Source organism: Bacillus testis, from assembly GCF_001243895.1.
GTDB classification, from domain to species: Bacteria; Bacillota; Bacilli; order Bacillales; family DSM-1321; genus Bacillus_AD; species Bacillus_AD testis.
This window is the reverse complement of record NZ_LN851186.1, coordinates 2,669,338-2,689,543: the sequence shown is the minus strand read 5'-3', so window position 1 is coordinate 2,689,543 and position 20,206 is coordinate 2,669,338. Positions and strand designations below refer to the sequence as shown.

The following is a 20,206-nucleotide window of genomic DNA, read 5'->3' as shown; positions in this document are numbered from 1 at the left end:
TTATACAATCAGGCATTCATATCCCCTATACCCGGACTATGCTCATTTGGCATGACAGGAAGTTCAGGCACTGGGAACCCTGCTGGCGGATCGGTCACAAGCAATTCACCTTGGTTGCGGCTCGGGGAAGTTCCTTGGAAGATTTCTCCCATCAAAGTGCCGTCCAGACGATAGTTGAACTGGGCATTATGATAGCCTAGGTCGACATATTTTCTGCATTCCGGATATTTATTCAAATCATAATTAGGTATCGGGAATAGTTTGCCCCAGTTGACGCCCAGTGTTTCCAGTGCTTTTGCGAAAGCATTTTGGTGGGCGTTGTCGCGGACCATCAAAAACGCCAATGTTTCCCGGAATGTTTTGTTGGAGCTCATTTCATAAATTCTTGATTTTTGAAGAACACCTGTGGATTCCAAGACCAGATTATTTAAAAGATCAGCGATTAGATTCCCGTGGGAGTATACCCATGAAGCATTCCATGGATTTCCGCCGGCATCTACAGGCAATGAGCTTTGGGCAGCCATAATGTAATGATGGGGGTTGGCGTGTTTGATTGCATCATCCAATGGCGCGCCGTCTGCGCCTGAATCGCCGGCTCCTTCTGCGCCTGATCCGTTCAGCAACTGGTTGATCGTTGTTTGCACTAATTCGACGTGGCTGATTTCCTCAAGAAATACACCGCGGATTAAATCACGGTATTTTTTATCTTTGCCTCGGAAGTTGGCACTTTGGAAAGAATATTGCATCATGGTGCGCATTTCGCCAAACTGCCCTCCCAATGTTTCCTGAATCACTTTTGCCGCTGCAGGATCTGGGCGATCCGGCACAATGACATTAATTAAGTCTTCCTTATAGAAATACATATAGATCCCTCTTTCATTGTTCTTTCAGTTATAGGATGAACGTGGACAGGAATTATATGCAAAGATATGGCATGAGCCGGATTGATCCTTGTTTTTACTAAAAGGAAAATGCCAGGATGGGATTGGCGATGTGAGACATATGCGGGCATCCTTTGGAACGTTTAAATCGATTTCCTTGCTTTTTAACTCATAAAATCTGCTCCCCAGGTGCAAAATAAAAACGGTTGACTAAACCAAATACAATTGTAATGGAGCGATTCTAATGGGCGTTATGAGCGGCAATCCTCAAAAGGAACCAATGCATTACGGGGAAGTATATGGTCTGTATACACAGTTGGTGACGGCTAAGGCTGCCCTGGATGGATACCAAGTATATTATAACCATACCGGCGATAAAGACCTGAAAGACTTCATCAGTGGAGTCATTAAGAACAGCATCAAACCTTCGATTGAAGAAGTCGAAAAGGTACTTTTGGCAAATGATGTTCCAATACCGCCTACACCTGCTGAAAGACCGAGCGTGGATATTGAGCAAATTCCAGCTGGGGCCAGATTGCAGGATGCTCAGGTGGCATATGCGATCGCAAGGGATATTGCGGCTGGATTGACTGCGATGAGTACATTGATCGGCCAGTGCATCCGTGAAGATATTGCTTTGATGCTCACACAACAGAGCGCCAAAGCATTGAAAGATGGAGCTGCATTGCTTCAGATCATAAAAGAAAAAGGCTGGTTAGTGCCTCCTCCGCTGCATATGGAAACAAAAAACAAAGTAGATTAAGTATTGCGAAAAAATGGCCGCCATTTCTAATGGCGGCTTCTTTTGTTTATGTTACTTAGTTATAATTGGTCGAATATTCTCATGTATGTATGTGATTTAACTGTTTACCATTATTCTGAAATAAGGAGGGAGCTAATGGATATTTCAAAAATGATAATCGTAGGTATGTCTCTAACCTTACCTGATTAAAATGACGAATTTGTCATATTCTGTACTGCCCAAGAAAACGGATAAAATCGTTTTGGATGCGATGCCGATGTTTCATGAGCGCATAGAAACGGGATTCGGGCAGCTGTATGCCTGACGGCGGCACCTCAAGTAAGCGGCCTTCCAATAGTTCTCTTCGGACGGTGGAAAGTGGCAGATAAGAAACGCCAAGACCTTCTTCGATGAATTTTTTTGTTATATGAATCTGGGAAACTTTCATGTACCGGGTTCCTGGATACATACTTTTGATTTGTCTTTTTAAACCGTCCCAATAGACAGGATGATTATCTGTAATCAACAGGTTTTTCGATAGTATATCTTCCTCATCGAGGGGAGGGGCAATCTCATTATCAATGCCATCATGTGGGACGATCAACCGTACATCTTCCGTAGAGACCAATTCATTGACCAGTGCCGAATGGCGTGCTTTTACGGAAGATATCCCTAAATCAATCTCATCATGCAGGAGTGCATCTTCCATCTCTTTTCCTTCAAGAACCTGTACAGACAATTCAATGGCAGGATGGCTTTCCATGAATCTTTTTAGGGCATGTGGAAGCACGGTATCTGCGGCAACTGGCGAAATGGCAAGCGAAAAAGAGGCTGTATATCCCAAGCTGAATGATTGTAGATCGGACAATCCTTGCTGGTAGACAGCGAGCAATCGTTCAGCGTGGGCCATATAGCGTTTTCCTTCCTCCGTCAATGTGACTTTCCTGTTTTCGCGGTTGAACAGTCGCACGCCAAGTTCCTTTTCTAGGTTATGGATATGCACAGTGACCGATGGTTGAGAAATAAAGAGGATTTCGGCCGTTTTGCGGAAATTCCCGCATTGTGCGGCGGTTAAAAACGTCTGCAGCCAACTGAATTCCATATGATTACCTCCAATTAATGATGAGAAACCGGTTAGGAACAGTATATTTTCAATATTCTATTCCTGTCTACTCTTTTATATAAGAGCGATAAACTATATTTGGCATTCATGGTGAATTTGCATGGAACGGGACAGAGGCTCTGCTATTGTAGTTAGGCAGATGGGTTTGCCGGCTATGCTTAGGCTAACGGAAACTCGCCGTAGTCTTTATAAAAATGGTATAATTTTCTAAAGTGAGGTGGATTACATGTTGAATATCGGCGACGTCCTTTTTCAGTTATTCGCGATATTAGTTCCTATCTTTTTTATCGTTTTGGTCGTATTTTTCGTTCGTTCTTCAAAAAAACGGAAAGAACAGTTGGATAGGATAGAAGAAAAAGTAGATAGAATGTCAGAGCAAAAATAGATTGATTTGCTCGGCTCTAAACGGCGGTTTTTATGCACTTATTGGCTTTTATGGCTAAGGCTGGCTGCTTCATTAAAACATTATTCCAGCAATTTTGGGGAATACCTAAAAAACTGGTACTACTGAAAAAGAGGGAATTTTAATAGAATACCTGGTGTATATGCAAAGCTCAGAGACAATAAGGACTCCGAGCTTTTTTGGGTTTTCTCCACAAAAACCGAATGATTTAACCGGAACATAATAGGGGTGGGATAGCGTTCAGAACCTGATTGGTTTGACTAATGGTCATCGGTTGGAGCGGATGAACCCCTCTAATCCATCTTTTTATTTTAGGTAGATCAGTATGGAAGATGGCCCTTATACGCTTCATAGACCATGTACAGCAAGACAAGCCATGAAAGGAGGAAAAGCATATTTTCGCTGGTTTTCCCGGTCCGGTAGAGATTGAGGCGTATTTTCCGTTTATGGAAGGGATACAGCAAGGGGACCCCTTGTTTGGAGCACATATCTTCAAGGACATGCAAGGTGTAGCCTACTGATAGGCCCAATAGGACACTGGAAGGAAAACGGCTATATAAAAAAAAGAAGAGGACGCAAAAAAGCAATGTATGCGTGAGGCCCCTATGGCCGAATAGGCCTTTGATAAGCGGCGATAATCCCAAAGCCACCCGTTTGCGGCCGATTTTCCTTTGCACACTGACCGTCTGCCCCATCTGTGAAGCAGGTTCATCAATATCGGGCAATACCGAACCGATGATGGTGCCAGCATAAAAAGCGAAATCGGTCGGAGCGGTCAGGCCTGTATAATGGACGATCGTCGCTGAAATCGCCAATGAAGAGACGATATGTGTTTTAAACATCATAGTATTTCCCACCTTTTCGTATATTTGTTATTCTACCATAGGATTGTCAGGCGAGCAAACGTTCGTATGGGTTCATTTGGAAAGGATGGATTGAAAAAGCTCTTCATAGATAAGATTCCGAAGGGTTTTTTAAAAACAACAAAATATTGTAGAATGATTATTTAAATTAATCAAATTATTTAAAATTATTTAATTTATTTAATGGATGGCCCTCTATATACTGAGACTATAAAAAGGGAGGGACGTGGAGAAATGATGAAACCAGGGTTGAAGGGAATTATTGCAGCGGAAACAGCAATCAGTTATATCGATGGCCATGCAGGGGAGCTTCTTTACAGAGGATACAGAATAGAAGAACTGGCGGAAAAAGGCACATTTGAGGCAACGGCTTATTTATTGTTGTTCGGCGAATATCCCGACAGAAGCCAAGTGGAATACATGGTAAATGAATTGAAGCGGCAAAGGGAATTGCCCGCCTATATGATGGATATGATCAAGGAGCTGCCCGGAGAAATGGATATGATGAGTGTATTGAGAACCATCATTTCAGCGGAAGGGACAGACAGGTACAGCTGGAAGCCAACTGTCGAGCAGGCAATAAGGCTCTGTGCCATCACTCCTGTAATCATCGCCTTCCGTAAACGGTATTTGGAAGGGAAACCGCTGGTCAGCCCCAATCCTAATATGAACCATGTCAGCAATTATCTATATATGCTGAATGGAGAAGAAGCGAAAGATCTACATGTCCATGCATTGGAAACCTATATGATCCTGACTATGGAACATGGCATGAACGCCTCTACGTTCTCCGCCCGTGTCACTTCTTCGACGGAGTCGGATCTGGTTTCTGCTATAAGTGCTGCCATAGGTGCCATGAAAGGCCCTCTCCATGGAGGAGCGCCATCAGGAGTCATCTCATTGTTGGACAGGATCCATGCTGCGGGCAACACAGAAGAAATAATTCGGGAAAAACTGGCCAAAGGGGAAAGAATTATGGGCTTTGGGCATAGGGTGTATAAAACGAAGGACCCCAGAGCAGTGGCGCTGAAAAAAACACTGATGGCTTTCGCCGGGGACGATGCTTGGTTGGACCTCGCCGTTCGGGTAGAGGATGAAACAATCGCTTTATTGCAACAGTTAAAGCCGGGGAGGAACCTCTATACCAATGTTGAATTTTATGCGGCTGCCATCATGAAGTCTCTCTCCATGGACAGCGGATTGTTCACTCCGACTTTTACGGCAGCGCGCATAGTCGGATGGTGCGCACATGTGTTGGAGCAATCGGAGAATAATGTGCTGTTCAGGCCGGAGGCTGCTTACATTGGCAACCATCATGCATAACGATTGTTTTGAAAAAGGAAAAAATGGGTAGTTTTCTAAAGGTACCATGAAAAGGGAACGGCCAATCGCTCCTTTTTCATTTATGAGGATGGTTGCGAATGGTGCAAATAACCCGGTTCCTGCGGTAATGCATTCAAATTCAATAGCAAAAACATAGGAGTGAGTCCATGGAAAGTGTAGCCCAGCATTGTTTACTGAATAAAGAAGATATGAGCGACAAACAATCCGTCCCTGAATGGCTTCTTAAAGAATACGAGACATTCCACAAAGTCGTGACATCCCCCACTTTCCCCTGCTATTTTGGCATGAGCGCCGAGCATAAAGGGGAGCTTCGTTATTCCTATATCAGCCATGATGACTGGTCTTCTCTGCCGAATACCCTAAATCAATTCATCACCCTGTTTGAGAATCAGAAGCGGTTGGTGCGGCATGGGCTGTTTGTTTTTGTGGAGCCTGAGAAAGAGGAAAAAAGCATCGATTATTACCGTTCTTATTTTTGGCGTATTCTACAGTATTTGCATGATCAGGATGAACAGGAATGGCCCGAAGATTATCCGACTGATCCAGATCATCATCTATGGGCTTTTTCCTATGGTGGCGAACCGTATTTTGTATTCGGCAATACACCGGCGTATAAGCAGAGAAAGACAAGGGACTTAGGGAAATCGCTTATACTTGGTTTCCAGCCGAGGCGTATTTTCGAAAAATTGGAAGGTACATCTCCTGGAGGTATCATGAGCAGGGAAAAAGTGAGGGAGCGAGTGGAAGTGTGGGACGGCATTCCAAAGCATCCAAATATCTCGCACTACGGCGATCCCGGACATCGTGAATGGAAGCAATATTTCATCGGCGACGATTGCGAGCCAATTACGGGGAAATGCCCGTTCCGACATAAATAGTTTGCCGTCAAGTTAGAATCAGAATCAATCCATAAAATTAGGCTCCTATTTTCCAATACGTTTTCGCGTTCTTGCGGGAATAGGAGCCTTTTCCTTTCTTATTTTGTTTTACGCGGGTTGATGAGTCAAACCCCCATGTTCTGCGGCTGGCGGTCATTTGTCCGATTGATTTCGCTTTCTTTTTCTTCATTAATAATCCCTCTTTTCTCGTATTGAATCCATTATATACCTTTTGATAGCCAATCGGAACCATGAAGTGAAGCGTTGAGAAATGCATTATATACCTAATCATTTTAAAACAATTGGGTTCTTTCTGCTTCCATATAAGATTAGATTGCAGTTTGGCAGCACGCTTGCCAAAAAAAGTGGGAATTATTGGAGGTTCCAGGACTGGTATGTTGTCCAGGCAGCTATTGCATACTATACCATGAAGCAATTACTGGAACGGGGTGAAGAGATGGATCAAGTTCTCTATATCCGTATGAGGCAGCGCGTCCAAGTGCAGGATAAGCGCAAGCTGTTGATCGGGGATATCGCACGATGCGTCGGACCAAAGGATATTGTCAGCCAGGCAGAGAGTTTGCCTGTCTACGAAATTTCCAAGGCGGACCGCAATATAATTGTGATTGACTTAATCATGGTGATTGATGTAATCCTGAGGTCGATGGGGAGTGTGGAGCTGCAGGCGGTCGGGCCGAACCAGACCATCATCCAAGTCAAGCCAAAGCAGAAAAAAAGCAATCCTCTTATTTTTGCGGTTGTGTGGTCGCTATTATTTGTGGGCGCCGGCTTGACCATCATGAATTTCCATGAAGATGTCAGCATGAGGGCTGTCCATCAGAAAATCTATACCATCCTTACCGGAAAGTTGGAGACAAAGCCGCTGGTTTTACAGATCCCCTACAGCATTGGCTTGGGCCTCGGGATGGTTCTGTTTTTTAACCATTTTTTCAAGAAGAGGTTCAACGAAGAGCCAAGCCCTCTAGAAGTGGAAATGTTCAACTATCAACAGGATCTCGATCACTATGTGATGGTCAATGAAAATAAAGAAAGCATGGTGGATTTGGATGATCCTGACGAGCGCTAGCCTGATATTCATTGGCTTTGCGGGAGGACTGGCAGTAGGTGCCGGGTTCGTGGCGTTCCTAACGGTATTGGGCGTCATCCCCAGGGTTACGCAACTGACTAAAACGGACCATAAAATCCATTACTATGAAGCTGCCGCCATCATCGGTGTGGTAGTGGGCAGTTGGCTCGATCTGCAAGAGTACATATTCCACTTCCCAGTGGTCCTTCTAGCGGTTGTCGGCACTCTTAGCGGCATTTTTAATGGCATGCTGGCGGCCGCTCTTACTGAAGTATTGAATGTGCTGCCTCTTTTAGCGAAGCGCATTGGCATCCAGCACCAGATTATTTATTTATTAATGGCGATTGTGATAGGAAAAATATGCGGATCATTGTTTCAATGGATTTATTTTGTCGATCTGTGATACAGGAAAGGAACAGCGCCCATGCAGAAAAAAAGGAAAGTGATACTCGTGACCGACGGCGATGAATATGCATCCCGCTCCGTGCAATTAGCAGCGAAGGCAGTGGGCGGGCGTTGTATTTCATTATCGCGGGGCAATCCTACGATGATTTCCGGCCCAAAGCTTGTGCGGCTGATCAAGAAAGCCGCCTCAGATCCTGTCCTTGTAATGGTTGATGACAGCGGATTTGTCGGATTGGGATATGGGGAAAAAGTGATGAAGTTTGTGGCCACCCATCCTGATATCGAAATACTCGGAGTGATTGCCGTTGCTTCGAAAACCAGGCAAAGAGAATGGACGCGCGTCGATGTCTGTATTGACCGCGACGGCCAGCTGACACCATATGGGGTGGATAAGTACGGCGTCCAGGAAATGGATATGGGAAGAATAACAGGGGACACTGTTTACAGTATTGATTCCTTGAATGCGCCGATTGTAGTGGGGATAGGCGATATAGGAAAAATGGCCATGAAGGACCATTATAGCGTAGGCTCGCCGATCACAAAGCTTGCCGTTGAACTTATTCTTGAAAGGAGCGGCTTTTATGACGACAAAAAGCGAAGAGAAAGTCCCGATACCGAAGAAACTGGAGCAGACTGAAGAATTCATGAAAGAAAGAGTCGGGCTCGGTGTTAGCTTCGACCTCGGTGTCCGGAAATTCCAGGTATTAAAGAAGGGTTTGAATCTTTATTATATCAATGGTTTATGCGATACCGAGTTTGTTATCGAATTATTGAAAGAACTAGTAGACTTGAATGAACATCAAAAGCTTAATACTCATATTTTCACGTTGATTGAAAATAGGCTCGTCAATCAGTCTGTGACCGTCATCAAAACATTGGACGAATTGGTGGACCAAGTGCTGACTGGCTTGGTTGTTTTCGTTCTAGAAGGGGAAGACCATGCACTCGTAGTGGATGTCCGAAGCTATCCGGGCAGGACGCCTTCCGAACCGGATACGGAAAAAGTCGTGCGCGGTTCACGTGACGGCTATGTCGAGAACATTATCATCAACACCGCTTTGACACGCCGGCGAATTCACGATGAACGCTTACGGTTCGAAATTATCAAGGTGGGGGAACGATCCAAGACAGACGTGGCAATCGGCTATATAAAAGACGTGGCCAATCCAAATTTGATTGAATCAGTCCGGAAAAAAATACAGGATATCAAGATTGACGGCTTGACGATGGCCGATAAGACAGTCGAAGAGTTCATGGTCAGGCAAGGGTATAATCCCTATCCGCTTGTAAGGTATACGGAACGGGCCGACGTGGGCGCTGCTCATTTGCTCGAAGGCCATGTGCTTGTCTACGTAGATACTTCCCCGAGTGTCATTATTACGCCAACGACTTATTTTCATCATGTGCAGCACGCAGAGGAATTCCGACAGTCGCCGGCTGTAGGGACATTTGTCCGATGGATCCGCTTTATCGGTATATTTACATCCATATTTCTTCTGCCGTTGTGGTATTTGTTTATCTTGGAACCTTCGATGTTGCCGGAAGGGTTGGCTTTTATCGGACCCAATGAACAGACCAATATGCCGGTCCTTGTCCAAATATTGATAGCGGATATCGGTGTCGAAATTCTGAGGATGGCAGCCATACATACGCCAACCCCGCTCGCGACCGCTATGAGTTTGGTGGCTGCAGTAATCCTCGGCCAAATTGCGATCGATGTCGGGATGTTTGTCGGTGAAGTGATTCTATATGTGGCTGCAGCTACATTAGGCACATTTGCTACGCCGAGCCTGGAACTGAGCGTGGCGAATAAGTTTGCGCGGCTATTCCTGCTGATTTGCATAGCCATCTTCAAAGCGCCTGGTTTTGTAGTAGGTACCACTATCTATCTTTTATTCCTGGTTGGGATCAAAGCCTTTAAAACCCCTTACCTTTGGCCGCTGATTCCATTTAATATAATCGCGTTCATACAGATTCTTGTCCGAAAAAGCATTCCTGGATCAAAAATCCGTCCGAGCATCGTCCATCCGCGAAACCGGTATAAGCAACCTGGAAAATCCTAACCTGCCCTTGATGTTAAAGTAGTATTGTGTTAATTTTAAAATGATTTAGACTTTGGTGGATTACAGTGTGAATGTATGCATGCATAGAATCCTCAGCCGAATGAGAATCTTGGAGAAAATCCGGATACCCATAGGGTTGTCCGGATTCTCTTCATTTAAATATACTACTTGGGTATCAAGAGAAGGGATGAACAGAATGTATTTATATGGAACCAGCAAAGTGAACGAGTATGGCCATTTGGAAATCGGCGGCAAAGATACGGTTAGCCTTGCAAAAGAATACGGTACGCCGTTGTATGTCTATGATGTCGCTTTGATCAGAGAAAGAGCAAGGGGCTTTAAGAAGACGTTCGAACAACTGGGCGTCCCTTTTCAAGTGGCTTATGCCAGCAAAGCTTTTTCCGCTATTGCCATGATACAGCTGGCAATGGAAGAAGGGCTGTCTCTAGATGTCGTCTCAGCAGGCGAATTGTATACAGCGATTGTGGCCGGTTTCCCGAAGGAAAAAATACATTTCCATGGAAATAATAAAAGCAGGGATGAGCTCGAAATGGCGGTCATCGAAGAAATCGGCTGCGTCGTTGTGGATAACGGGCATGAACTGCAGCTGCTTGAGGATCTGTGCGCCAAGCATGGCAAACATATGCCAATTCTGCTGCGTGTCGCCCCAGGCGTAGAAGCCCATACCCATGACTATATTGTAACCGGGCAGGAAGATTCCAAATTCGGCTTCCATATAGATAGCGGACAAGCGGAAGAAGCGATGTTGTTTGGTGAAAAGAGTGAATTTTTAGATGTATTAGGGTTACACTGCCATATCGGCTCGCAAATTTTTGAGACGGCTGGCTTTCTATTGGCTGCCGACAAGTTGCTTTCAATCCTGAAAGATTGGCATCAGCGCCATGGCTATCATGCCAAAGTCCTTAATCTAGGAGGCGGCTTCGGCATCCGCTATACAGAAGAGGACCATCCGCTGCCGGCATCTCAATATGTAGAGAAAATTGTGGTGGAAGTGAAACGTTTATCGGAAGAGTTGGGTCTTGAAGTCCCTGAAATCTGGATAGAACCGGGCCGATCCTTGGTGGGGGATGCTGGCACCACGCTTTACACAGTCGGTTCAACGAAAGAAATCCCCGGCATCCGTAAATATGTGGCGGTGGATGGCGGTATGTGTGATAACCTCAGACCGGCATTGTATAATGCCAAGTATGAGGCCGTATTGGCAAATCGGATGGAGGATGAACCGGAAGAAACGGTATCGGTTGCCGGCAAATGCTGTGAAAGCGGCGATATGCTGATTTGGGACATACCGCTTCCGAAGGTCAAAAGCGATGACCTGCTGGCTGTTTTCTGCACAGGCGCCTATGGCTATTCCATGGCGAATAATTATAACCGCATCACGCGGCCGCCGGTCGTCTTTGTGGAAAACGGGCTGGATCAATTGGTCGTCAAAAGAGAGACAATCCACGATATTGTTAGACTGGATTTGTCCCTGAGGGAAACAGTCATAAAATAAGAGATTAGGTGGAGGCTTCAGGAAGCGATATGCTGCTACTATTCTCTTATTCGTTTGATTTTCTGTAAAAAAAGAGCATGGAGAGTATTCTCTCCATGCTTTCCGGGATTAACTGAAGAAGGATTTGATGGCATCAATCAAGCTTGAAAAGAAACTTTTCAATTTATCAAGGAAGCTTTGTCCTTCTTCAGAACTTAGGTAGTTCTTTAATTTTTCCTTAGCATTGTTCAATTGATCTCCGACTTTGTCCCAATTGATATTTAGATCTTTTAATTTATTGAATAAGTCAACCAGGCTTTGTTTCTGGTTTTCCGTTAATTCGACACCGACATCTTTAGCGGATTGTTCAATGACATCCTTTGTTTCTTCTTCCGTTTGTGGCGGATTTTTGCTGATGTTTTCTTTGATTTTGGTTATTAAGGCGGAAGCCTCATCTGTACCGATTTGATCGCCAAGCTTAGCGGTTGTTACCATTTCCTGATTGGCTGCTTGCTTGACTTCCTCAGGGATTTTTTTGTCGGATTTGATTTCATAGGCTTTCATGATCCCTGTCAGGGCTGCTGTCCCAGATACATCAAATGGCGCGGTGACATAAATTTCAGCATCTTTTACTCCGGCAGTCGCCAAAGCATTGATATACATCTCGTCGGTTACCCAATCAATATGGTTTGTTTTGACGATTAATCCGGAATTTTTTTTGCCAAGTGTGATTTTGCTGGAAGAAATCGCTCTAGTTCCTATTAATCTCTTAGCGATGTAGTTTCCCAAGTATTCGTGCTCCTCAGCATTGGACACGGTGACCGTATCCACATCCGGGCTAACGCCCATTTCGTTCAATAATTGTTGTTTTTGCTGTGGAGACAGGTTTTCTCCTAGAGTAACGATTACGTCGCCGGCCTGTGCATCAGCGAACGCCTGGATCGGCATGATCATTAAGCTGCAGGCAATAAGAGCCAGCATTATTTTTCTGCTTAGATATTTCATAGTACAACCTCCTTACGGTTATTAGACGGATATTCTGTGAAAAAGGATTCATTTTTTTGTTTTTTTTGAATGCTCCTTATCGACTTCACAAGCACCTATTTAGCATAATGAAAGAAATCTGAGAAATCAATATGACTTGGGGCGTATAGATCATCGCCCTATCATTATGGTGTTGGAATTTTCTTGTAAAAACAGAAGATTGATGGGCTTATTTCTGTTATGATACTACTATTCAAGGAAAGACTCCAGAAAGAAAGAGGGAAGCTTTATTGAAAAAGAGAAATATCATTTTGTTTGTTGCACTTGCCGGTCTATGCATCGTTTGGGGTTGCCTGTATTGGGTATTCATTGCTTAAAATGCCCTTCTAATGGACTAGTTGTTTAATGTCATATTTGCTCAAAAGGGTAGGACAAAGGTGTCAATCTAAAAGAACACGAATGTCCGTTCGCGTTCAAAAGTTGATAGAAGGCTGATTTTCTTGTAAAATTATCAGAGGCACTATAAAAAATGTTCTTCATTATAAAGAGGTAAGAATATGCTAATACGTTATAAAAAGAATTTCGAAAAAATTGCAATGGGCCTATTGTCTTTCATGCCGAATGAGAAGGATGTCAAGACGCTGCAGGCAGCCATCAAGCAATATGAAACTCAGGATAACTGGAACTTGCTTCTCTGGAAGGAAGACGAAGACATCATCGGCCTTATCGGTGTAGAAGTTGAGCCCGAAGATACTGTCACCATCCAGCATTTGACCGTCAATCCTTCGTTCCGCTATCAAGGGATAGGCCGGAAGATGTGTGAAGAGCTTGCGAATATGTACAGCACGAAGAAAATACAGTCAAGCGATGTCATTGCTCCGTTTCTGGATAAATGCCGGGAGAGCGAAGACAAGTAATCAATTATATATCTTAACTAAAAAACAAGCCCCTATTCGGCTTGTTTTTTAGTTATTGCCATTAAATCGCCCCTGCCGGCTTTCATACATCTTGCCTCTGTACAGGTGGCGATTTTTGATTTCTTCAGGCACAGGGAGGCTATTATTCCAAACCAACCCTAATCGATTGCAAGCCTCTCTGCAATGAGTAATAAGTTCCTGATCGTTAAGCGGTAGGGCAAAGGGAGCGTATAGCTTGCCGTCCAAAACCCGTTGATGCTGCGACTGGATCAGCTCAAGAAGGCCTTCTTCCCCCATGCCAATCACTCGCAGTTTTTCGCGATCGACAGCCTGCAGGTTGGCCTCGGCTTTTTCCAGCATCTTTTTGGCCCCGGCCAGGTTATTTCTTCTATAATGATAGCAGCCGACCGCGATTTGAATGAGGACTACCCAAATGGATTGCCGCTGGCCCGGCTCCTGCTCTTTCCAATAGTCTTCGAGCAACTCATGGCATTCAAAATAATCCCTCGTTGCATGAAACTCAATCAAGTATGCGATATAGGCTTCTGGATACTGCATGTAATCCCTCCCATCACTTACATTGTAGCAAATGGGCCATTGACCGGGCAAAAGGCAGACGGTTATGTAAAAGACCCGGTGCTAGGCCGGGTACCTGTTCTTTCTAGCAGCAGAACGCTGCACCAACAATCACTAACAGAATGAATAGCGTCACAATCAATGCGAATCCAGTACCGTATCCGCCGCCGTATCCGCCGCCACAACAACTTTCACCCATATTTTTGACCTCCTTAAAGGTTTACTTCAATGTCAGCATATGACACAATAATGGAATGGGTATAGGCGTAAGCCTAGAATTGTTAAATATTACGCAGACAGCGGAATCGAATCCATATTGGAATAAACCGCAACTTCATCTATACTTAGGATATAGCTGCAATTAAGAAGCGATGGTGGACAAAAAATGATTTATAACGTAAAAATTGATGCTTTCGAAGGTCCACTGGATCTGTTGCTGCATCTGATACATACATTGGAAATAGATATATACGATATCCCGGTTGCCGAAATCACGGAGCAATATTTGTTGTACATCCATACGATGAAAGAGCTAGAACTGGATGTGGCATCTGAATATCTGGTGATGGCCGCTACTCTGCTTGCGATCAAGAGCAAAATGCTGCTGCCGAAGCATGAGGAAGAGATCGAGGAAGAAACAGATTTTGAATACGAAGAAGATCCGCGGGATGAATTGGTAGAGAGATTGCTTGAATACAAGAAATATAAGCATGCGGCCGAAGAACTCCAGGAAATGGAACATGAACGGAGCCTGATGTTCTCAAAGCCCCCTGCCGACCTTTCGCATTTAATGAGAGAATTGGGACCGCAGAAAGTGGAATTAAATGTGACGCTCTATGATATGCTTGGGGCGTACCATAAATTATTGCGCAGGAAAAAGCTGCAGAAGCCGCTTCACACGAAAGTGACACGCCAGGAAATCTCCATCGAAAAACGCATGGACGAAATACGTCTTGAACTCAAGTCGCTGACCGGGCGTGTAAGTTTCGGGGAGCTCTTCCCCTTCCACACCAAAGAGCATATTGTCATTACGTTTCTTGCCATCCTGGAGTTGCTGAAACGCAATGAAATCTTTGCAGAGCAGGAGAATAACTTTGCAGAATTATTTATAGTCAACAAGGAAGGTGCATGAAGCAGTGAATAAGAATAAAGGGCAGGGCATCCTCGAAGCATTGTTGTTTGCCGCGGGGGATGAAGGCATCTCCCTGCAGCAAATAACCGATGTGCTTGATACGACGGCCTTGCAGGCTACAGAATTACTTGAAGATCTTCAAGAAGAGTACAAAAAGAAGTCCCGTGGGCTTTCGATCATCGAAGTCGGTGGCGTCTTCCAGATGGTGACGAAGAAAGAGCATTCCGAGTACTTAAAGAAGCTGGTTGAGTCATCAAACAGCGCCAGTTTGTCGCAGGCTGCTTTGGAAACATTGGCGATTGTCGCATACAAACAGCCGATTACCCGCATCGAAATCGAAGCCATACGTGGAGTCAAGACGGACAGGTCCCTCCAGACGCTGACGGCTAAAGCGCTTATCAAAGAAACCGGGCGCGCAGAAGGGCCGGGCAGGCCGATCCTTTACGGAACGACCAAAGAATTCCTCGATTGCTTCGGATTGAAGACGCTGAAGGATTTGCCTCCGCTCGACGATGTGCAGGAAGAGGCATTGGAACAGGATGAAGCCGATCTGTTCTTTGGGCTGCCTAGTTAAATAGAGGAAAAGAACGAATAATTGTTATGACAGTACATTCCAGGTTGTGTTACTATTAGGGGGAATTACCAGTGTTTGTCATATGCAGTTATTCGTTTTTCTTTTGGGGCAGGAGCATGTTGGCGACTACGGTATGTTCATTAACAGTGTTCATGCATTATTTCAGAGGATAGCCCTGCCACAGGCTGTGGCAAGCGAGTATGATAGTGATGGGGGAATGCCAGTGTGGATTAAGCAATGCCGAGGATATGAATTGGTGAAATCCAAACAGGTTTCACCTGAAGAATTCTTTAACGTGTCAGAGGTTGTTTATCAGGTTGGTTCCAAAGAGAGGACCCTGCATGTCATGTTCCTTCGCTATTTTGAAGAGCGCTTTGAGCGCTTTGTCCCTTATGAACATAATCCGCTATTCCAAATAGGCAAGAGGGACATCTATTTCAGGGATATCGTCGGATTGGTCTGCCTGGCAAAAGATAGCAGCTTACAATCAAGAAAACGGCTGTATATTCATTCTGAGCAAGAATTGATGAACTATTGCCAGAACGCCGACTACCAGGAAATTGAGCATATGATGCGCTGTATTGAAACGGAAAGAACCTTCCAACTGGGAACCTATTGAATAGAAAAGCAAAAATTGTAGGAGGATGACAAGACGTGGGAAATAGCATGGTTCAGATGCAACTGGAAGAAGTAAAGAGTTTTTTGGGCGAAAGCGTAGAAAAGATGAACAGTTTTTTGAATGGAACCACGATACGCATGCTTCAGGATGAAAGCAGCGGGGACGAGGCTTATTATCAAAGTTTATTATCGACTGTCAGACGTTTGGCGGTTTATTGCGAAGAAGGATATGAAACATGCAAAATCGTCCTGGGCAACAACACTTTCCATAAAGGTGCAGCCGAAAAGACACTCTACAAAGTTTTCCACCAATGCATTGAAGAGTTTTTCTCGCCGAAGAATGACGCTTGGTACGAAGACAGCCGTTCAGCCTATACGGGAAAGAACTCCATTAAATACCACCAGTCAGTGCCGGCCTCTTTTGCTGCCTTGATCAAGGGATTGGAAGGCAGCTTCCAGCACATCAGAGAAGAGCTGGAATATTATGAAACGGATTACCGGACAAAAATGATGCATTCCAAATAAAGTGCAACTTTAATCGGTGGGGGTATTCATTCATCTCCCACCGATGATGCAAAATCCATAAGTTGGTTGAACATATGTATAAGGACGCTACAATACCATAAAATCAAAAAGAGGACTAAAAGATGCTGGTAACATCTCAATCCTCAGTTGCTACTACCGCAAAGTAAGATCGCGGCGGTGGATAAAAGACTAGGCTTCTATCACCTTGGCTAAGGGTAGCTTAGTCTTTTTTGCATGCAACAATGATAGCAACGACTAAGGACGCGAACGAAATAACAACCATTAAGACATCTGTTGCTAGGACCGTACGATCCACACATCTTTCGTCCATGATTATATGACTTATAAGTCTATATTTTCTGCATCTTTTATGGCCTAATCAATATGAGTTAGGCTATTTATTATACTCTAACGTTGATTGTGCAGCTTTACTTTGATTGAAGAAATTTTGGGGGCGGAAAACGGAAACATTTCATGAAACAAGCTGTTTTTTCATAGTAGTGAAAAGGGAGGCGATGAAATGTCCGTATTTAAAGATTATGTTGACCAGGTCCAAGGATGGCTGGTGGATGTGAAGGACTATTTGGCGGAACAAAGAATATCGAATGAGGGGCTCCAGAGTCAGTTGGATGAAATCGAACGATCCCTCCAGGCTGATTACAAACAGAAAGAGGAGATCCTTGCCCTGCAGGACAAGGTAAAACAAGTACAGGCTGATTTAAGAGGAGAAGTCGAAGGCCAAGAAGCCAGGCAGCAGAGCGTACCTGCCGGGCAGCACACGTTACCGCCGCTTCCATATCCGTATAATGCATTAGAGCCGTATATTTCAGAAGAAATCATGAGGCTTCACCATGATAAGCATCATCAGGCGTACGTAGATGGATTGAACAAAGCGGAAAAAATGATGAAGCAAGCGCGGGAAAGCGGGGACTTTTCCTTGATTAAGCATTGGCAAAACGAAGCAGCCTTCAATGGTTCCGGGCATTATTTGCATACAATCTTCTGGGAGAATATGAACCCGAACGGCGGCGGGGAGCCACATGGCCAATTGCTTAAGCAAATTGTAAAGGATTTCGGCAGCTATGCGGCATTCAAAAAGGAGTTCTCGGAAGTCGCCAAGCAGGTGCCGGGTGTCGGATGGGCCATCCTGGTATGGTCTCCGCGGGCACGGCGGTTGGAAATACTAATGTCACAGTTGCATATGATTCTGACTCAATGGGATACCATACCGCTCCTTGTCCTAGATGTCTGGGAACATGCTTATTATTTACAGTATAAAAATAAGCGCGCCGACTATGTTGATCAATTCTGGAATGTCGTGTACTGGCCGAATGTGGCAAACCGGTATGAAAAAGCGCATAAGCTGCAATGGACTCCCTTTTGACCAAGGGCCCTTAGAACTCCTGACGAGCAGAAGAAGATGAAGGCATGAACGTTTGTTCAGCTCCTATTTCGGGTAATCTTATAGCAATTAAGGTTGCTTAAGGAGTTGTATGGCCAGATGGAAATAATGAAGAAAGTGCCGCAGGAAATAACGCTTGATGATTCAATCGCTTTGTTGCAAGAGGGATACCGCTATATCCCGAACCGCTGCCAGAAGTATGGGACCCGTGTCTTCCGGACCCGCCTTCTTGGGGAAAAAGTAGTATGCATAAGCGGGGAAGAAGCAGCCCGCATGTTTTATGACAATCGGCTCTTCAAACGTAAGGGAGTCACACCAAAGAGAGTCCAAAAAACGCTCTTCGGTGAAAACGCCATCCAAGGAATGGATGGCGAAGCACACCGCTGCCGCAAACAGCTATTTATGTCATTGATGACACCCAGCCATTTGGATGAACTTGCATCTTACGTGACAGAAGAGTGGAGAGCAAGCAGTGCTGGATGGAAAGATGCTGGCGAGGTCGTGCTGTTCAGGGAAGCGCAAAAAGTACTGTGCCGTGCAGCCTGCAAATGGGCAGGCGTCCCATTAGCGGAGGAAGAAGTCACCATGAGAGCGGAAGACTTCGGAGCGATGGTAGATGCCTTCGGAGCTGTCGGCCCTAGACATTGGGAGGGAAGGAAGGCTCGTTCGAGAGCGGAGAAATGGATCCGCGGCATCATCACCCAAGTCCGCAGCAAAGAATTAGATGTGCCTAAAGAATCGTCGGCCTATGCGATGGCATGGCATACTGAACTGGATGGGCAACAGCTCGATACCAATATGGCGGCCATAGAGCTGATTAATATTTTGCGTCCGATTGTTGCTATTGCTATTTTTGTTGCATACGGAGCTCTGGCTCTCTACCATTATCCGGAAAACCGCGAAAAGCTGTTGAACGATGATGAGAAGGGCAGTTACCTGTATATGTTTGTGCAGGAAGTGCGCCGTTTTTATCCATTTGCCCCTTTCTTAGGAGCGCGTGCAATCGATGATTTCAGTTGGGATGGCGTCCATTTCAAGAAAGACCAGCTTGTTCTGCTCGATCTGTACGGCACCAACCGTGACCCGCATTTATGGAAGTCACCCAAGGTTTTTGATCCAGAACGATTCAAGGATTGGAAAGGCGGGTTATTCGACCTGATTCCTCAAGGAGGCGGAGACTATTATGAGCATCATCGTTGTCCGGGAGAGATGGCGACAATCGAAGTGCTAAAAGCCACTTTTGCTTTTTTGACAAAAGAAGTGCAATATGACCTGCCGCCGCAGGACCTGACCATCCGCTTGAACCGCCTGCCGACATATCCAAAGAGCGGCGTGGTCATCAAATTGCTGTAAATAGTGTGCTGACTGAAGAAAGCCTTGCCGGTATGCAAGGCTTTTTAATTGTGGGGATTGCCAGGGGCAGGCTATAAAGTATAATAGTAAATATCAGAAAATTCTGTACTTAAAAAGAATTGAGGAATATTTGATGATAAAGCGCTTTACTCGCTTGATATTTGGCTTGTTTTTGTTTGCTCTCGGCACTTCCTTGGTCATTCGCGGCAATTTGGGATATGGCCCTTGGGAAGTGTTCCAGGCAGGCATCGCCAATCTGCTGCCGCTGACAATTGGCCAGGCTACAGTCCTTGTAAGTGTGGCTCTGGTCGTTGTAGTGATCTTATTGAAAGAAAAAATCGGCATTGGGACGTTGGCAAATATGGTTCTGATCGGTGTGTTTCTCGACTTGATCCTGGCTGCAGGCATAGTGCCTTCCATGCATGGTTTATTTAGCGGTCTCGGTCTGGTGGTTGCCGGCTTGTTCACTACTTCCGTGGGCAGTTATTTTTATATTAGTTCCGGATTTGGAGCAGGGCCCAGAGATTCATTGATGGTGGCCATCCGCAGGCGCACAAGCTTGCCGGTCGGCCTATGCCGCAGCCTATTGGAATGTTTGGTTGCCGGCTTGGGGTGGATGTTGGGCGGCCCATTGGGTGCTGGAACGGTGATTACCGCATTTGGCCTCGGGGTCTGTATCCAGATTGTCTTCCGTTTGTTTTCTTTTGAGGCCACGGCTGTGCAACATGAAAGCTTGGCGGCAACCTTTCGGGGCCATCCGGCTGAAAAGGAGAAGAAAGAAGAGGGCAACAACCCAGATATGTAAGAAATGCGCCACTTGCATCCCTGAAGTTGGGCACGG

At 45.1% G+C, this 20,206-nt stretch carries 23 protein-coding genes; 16 read left to right on the top strand and 7 right to left on the bottom strand.

The window, feature by feature from the left end; all coding sequences use genetic code 11:
* Positions 1-8 precede the first annotated feature (8 nt).
* The gene (locus tag BN1765_RS13495) at positions 9-863 is read right to left on the bottom strand and encodes a manganese catalase family protein (RefSeq protein ID WP_050615620.1); all 855 of its coding nucleotides are present in this window, start codon (positions 861-863) and stop codon (positions 9-11) included.
* A gap of 262 nt (positions 864-1,125) precedes the next feature.
* Between BN1765_RS13495 and BN1765_RS13490 the strand changes: the two genes are divergently transcribed.
* Positions 1,126-1,644 carry a DUF3231 family protein gene (locus BN1765_RS13490; RefSeq protein ID WP_050615619.1) on the top strand — a complete coding sequence of 173 codons (519 nt, stop codon included), beginning with the start codon at positions 1,126-1,128 and terminating at the stop codon, positions 1,642-1,644.
* A 202-nt stretch (positions 1,645-1,846) separates the two neighbouring features.
* Here the strand turns inward: BN1765_RS13490 and BN1765_RS13485 are convergent, their stop codons facing one another.
* Positions 1,847-2,725 carry a LysR family transcriptional regulator gene (locus tag BN1765_RS13485; RefSeq protein ID WP_050615618.1) on the bottom strand — a complete coding sequence of 293 codons (879 nt, stop codon included), beginning with the start codon at positions 2,723-2,725 and terminating at the stop codon, positions 1,847-1,849.
* 744 nt (positions 2,726-3,469) lie between these two features.
* A complete protein-coding gene (locus tag BN1765_RS13480; protein WP_050615617.1) occupies positions 3,470-3,994 on the bottom strand; it encodes a metal-dependent hydrolase in 525 nt (174 codons plus the stop codon).
* Between the two features lie 252 nt (positions 3,995-4,246).
* On the opposite strand from BN1765_RS13480, the gene BN1765_RS13475 reads away from it, so the two are divergent.
* Complete coding sequence (locus BN1765_RS13475) at positions 4,247-5,335, top strand: citrate synthase/methylcitrate synthase (protein ID WP_050615616.1); 1,089 nt, start codon at positions 4,247-4,249, stop codon at positions 5,333-5,335.
* Between the two features lie 167 nt (positions 5,336-5,502).
* The gene (locus tag BN1765_RS13470; RefSeq protein WP_050615615.1) at positions 5,503-6,234 is read left to right on the top strand and encodes a YqcI/YcgG family protein; all 732 of its coding nucleotides are present in this window, start codon (positions 5,503-5,505) and stop codon (positions 6,232-6,234) included.
* A gap of 37 nt (positions 6,235-6,271) precedes the next feature.
* Here BN1765_RS13470 and arfA read toward each other — a convergent pair whose 3' ends face one another.
* Positions 6,272-6,424, bottom strand: a complete 153-nt coding sequence (gene arfA / locus BN1765_RS20120) for an alternative ribosome rescue factor ArfA (protein WP_147554199.1) — start codon at positions 6,422-6,424, stop codon at positions 6,272-6,274.
* A gap of 81 nt (positions 6,425-6,505) precedes the next feature.
* Between arfA and BN1765_RS13465 the strand changes: the two genes are divergently transcribed.
* From BN1765_RS13465 to lysA, 5 genes are all read left to right on the top strand, one after another.
* Positions 6,506-7,321: a stage V sporulation protein AA gene (locus BN1765_RS13465; RefSeq protein ID WP_315969835.1), complete on the top strand. Its 816-nt coding sequence runs from the start codon at positions 6,506-6,508 to the stop codon at positions 7,319-7,321.
* A complete protein-coding gene (locus BN1765_RS13460; protein WP_050615614.1) occupies positions 7,302-7,724 on the top strand; it encodes a stage V sporulation protein AB in 423 nt (140 codons plus the stop codon). Before BN1765_RS13465 ends, BN1765_RS13460 begins: the two co-directional genes overlap by 20 nt.
* A 21-nt stretch (positions 7,725-7,745) precedes the next feature.
* Positions 7,746-8,363, top strand: coding sequence for a stage V sporulation protein SpoVABEA (locus BN1765_RS13455; protein WP_050615613.1), 618 nt, complete (start codon positions 7,746-7,748; stop codon positions 8,361-8,363).
* Positions 8,308-9,789, top strand: coding sequence for a spore germination protein (locus tag BN1765_RS13450; RefSeq protein ID WP_050615612.1), 1,482 nt, complete (start codon positions 8,308-8,310; stop codon positions 9,787-9,789). The genes BN1765_RS13455 and BN1765_RS13450 overlap by 56 nt, the downstream gene beginning before the upstream one ends.
* A gap of 196 nt (positions 9,790-9,985) precedes the next feature.
* Entirely contained in the window at positions 9,986-11,305 is a 1,320-nt protein-coding gene (gene lysA, locus BN1765_RS13445) for a diaminopimelate decarboxylase (RefSeq protein WP_050615611.1), read from the top strand.
* Positions 11,306-11,413: 108 nt separating this feature from the next.
* Here lysA and BN1765_RS13440 read toward each other — a convergent pair whose 3' ends face one another.
* Positions 11,414-12,289 (bottom strand): DUF1002 domain-containing protein, encoded by an 876-nt coding sequence (locus BN1765_RS13440; RefSeq protein WP_050615610.1) that lies wholly within the window; start codon positions 12,287-12,289, stop codon positions 11,414-11,416.
* Positions 12,290-12,825: 536 nt separating this feature from the next.
* Between BN1765_RS13440 and BN1765_RS13435 the strand changes: the two genes are divergently transcribed.
* Positions 12,826-13,185: a GNAT family N-acetyltransferase gene (locus BN1765_RS13435; protein WP_050615609.1), complete on the top strand. Its 360-nt coding sequence runs from the start codon at positions 12,826-12,828 to the stop codon at positions 13,183-13,185.
* Between the two features lie 48 nt (positions 13,186-13,233).
* Here the strand turns inward: BN1765_RS13435 and BN1765_RS13430 are convergent, their stop codons facing one another.
* Together BN1765_RS13430 and BN1765_RS19610 are read right to left on the bottom strand one after the other, a co-directional pair.
* Positions 13,234-13,743: a DUF309 domain-containing protein gene (locus BN1765_RS13430; protein WP_050615608.1), complete on the bottom strand. Its 510-nt coding sequence runs from the start codon at positions 13,741-13,743 to the stop codon at positions 13,234-13,236.
* A gap of 103 nt (positions 13,744-13,846) precedes the next feature.
* Positions 13,847-13,960 carry a YjcZ family sporulation protein gene (locus BN1765_RS19610; RefSeq protein WP_075050811.1) on the bottom strand — a complete coding sequence of 38 codons (114 nt, stop codon included), beginning with the start codon at positions 13,958-13,960 and terminating at the stop codon, positions 13,847-13,849.
* A gap of 186 nt (positions 13,961-14,146) precedes the next feature.
* Here BN1765_RS19610 and BN1765_RS13425 point away from each other — a divergent pair, with 186 nt between their 5' ends.
* The 7 genes from BN1765_RS13425 to BN1765_RS13395 all read left to right on the top strand — a co-directional run bounded on the left by BN1765_RS13425 (position 14,147) and on the right by BN1765_RS13395 (position 20,170).
* Entirely contained in the window at positions 14,147-14,893 is a 747-nt protein-coding gene (locus BN1765_RS13425; RefSeq protein WP_050615607.1) for a segregation/condensation protein A, read from the top strand.
* Positions 14,894-14,897: 4 nt separating this feature from the next.
* Positions 14,898-15,467 (top strand): SMC-Scp complex subunit ScpB, encoded by a 570-nt coding sequence (gene scpB / locus BN1765_RS13420; protein ID WP_050616776.1) that lies wholly within the window; start codon positions 14,898-14,900, stop codon positions 15,465-15,467.
* A 223-nt stretch (positions 15,468-15,690) separates the two neighbouring features.
* On the top strand, positions 15,691-16,086 hold the full coding sequence (locus BN1765_RS13415; protein WP_069203091.1) for a hypothetical protein: 396 nt from the start codon (positions 15,691-15,693) through the stop codon (positions 16,084-16,086).
* Between the two features lie 35 nt (positions 16,087-16,121).
* A complete protein-coding gene (locus BN1765_RS13410; protein ID WP_050615605.1) occupies positions 16,122-16,610 on the top strand; it encodes a YpuI family protein in 489 nt (162 codons plus the stop codon).
* Between the two features lie 520 nt (positions 16,611-17,130).
* Positions 17,131-17,994: a superoxide dismutase gene (locus BN1765_RS13405; RefSeq protein WP_050615604.1), complete on the top strand. Its 864-nt coding sequence runs from the start codon at positions 17,131-17,133 to the stop codon at positions 17,992-17,994.
* 123 nt (positions 17,995-18,117) lie between these two features.
* A complete protein-coding gene (locus tag BN1765_RS13400) occupies positions 18,118-19,365 on the top strand; it encodes a CYP152 family fatty-acid peroxygenase CypC (protein WP_187119487.1) in 1,248 nt (415 codons plus the stop codon).
* A 133-nt stretch (positions 19,366-19,498) separates the two neighbouring features.
* Positions 19,499-20,170, top strand: a complete 672-nt coding sequence (locus BN1765_RS13395; RefSeq protein ID WP_050615602.1) for a YczE/YyaS/YitT family protein — start codon at positions 19,499-19,501, stop codon at positions 20,168-20,170.
* Positions 20,171-20,206 lie beyond the last annotated feature (36 nt).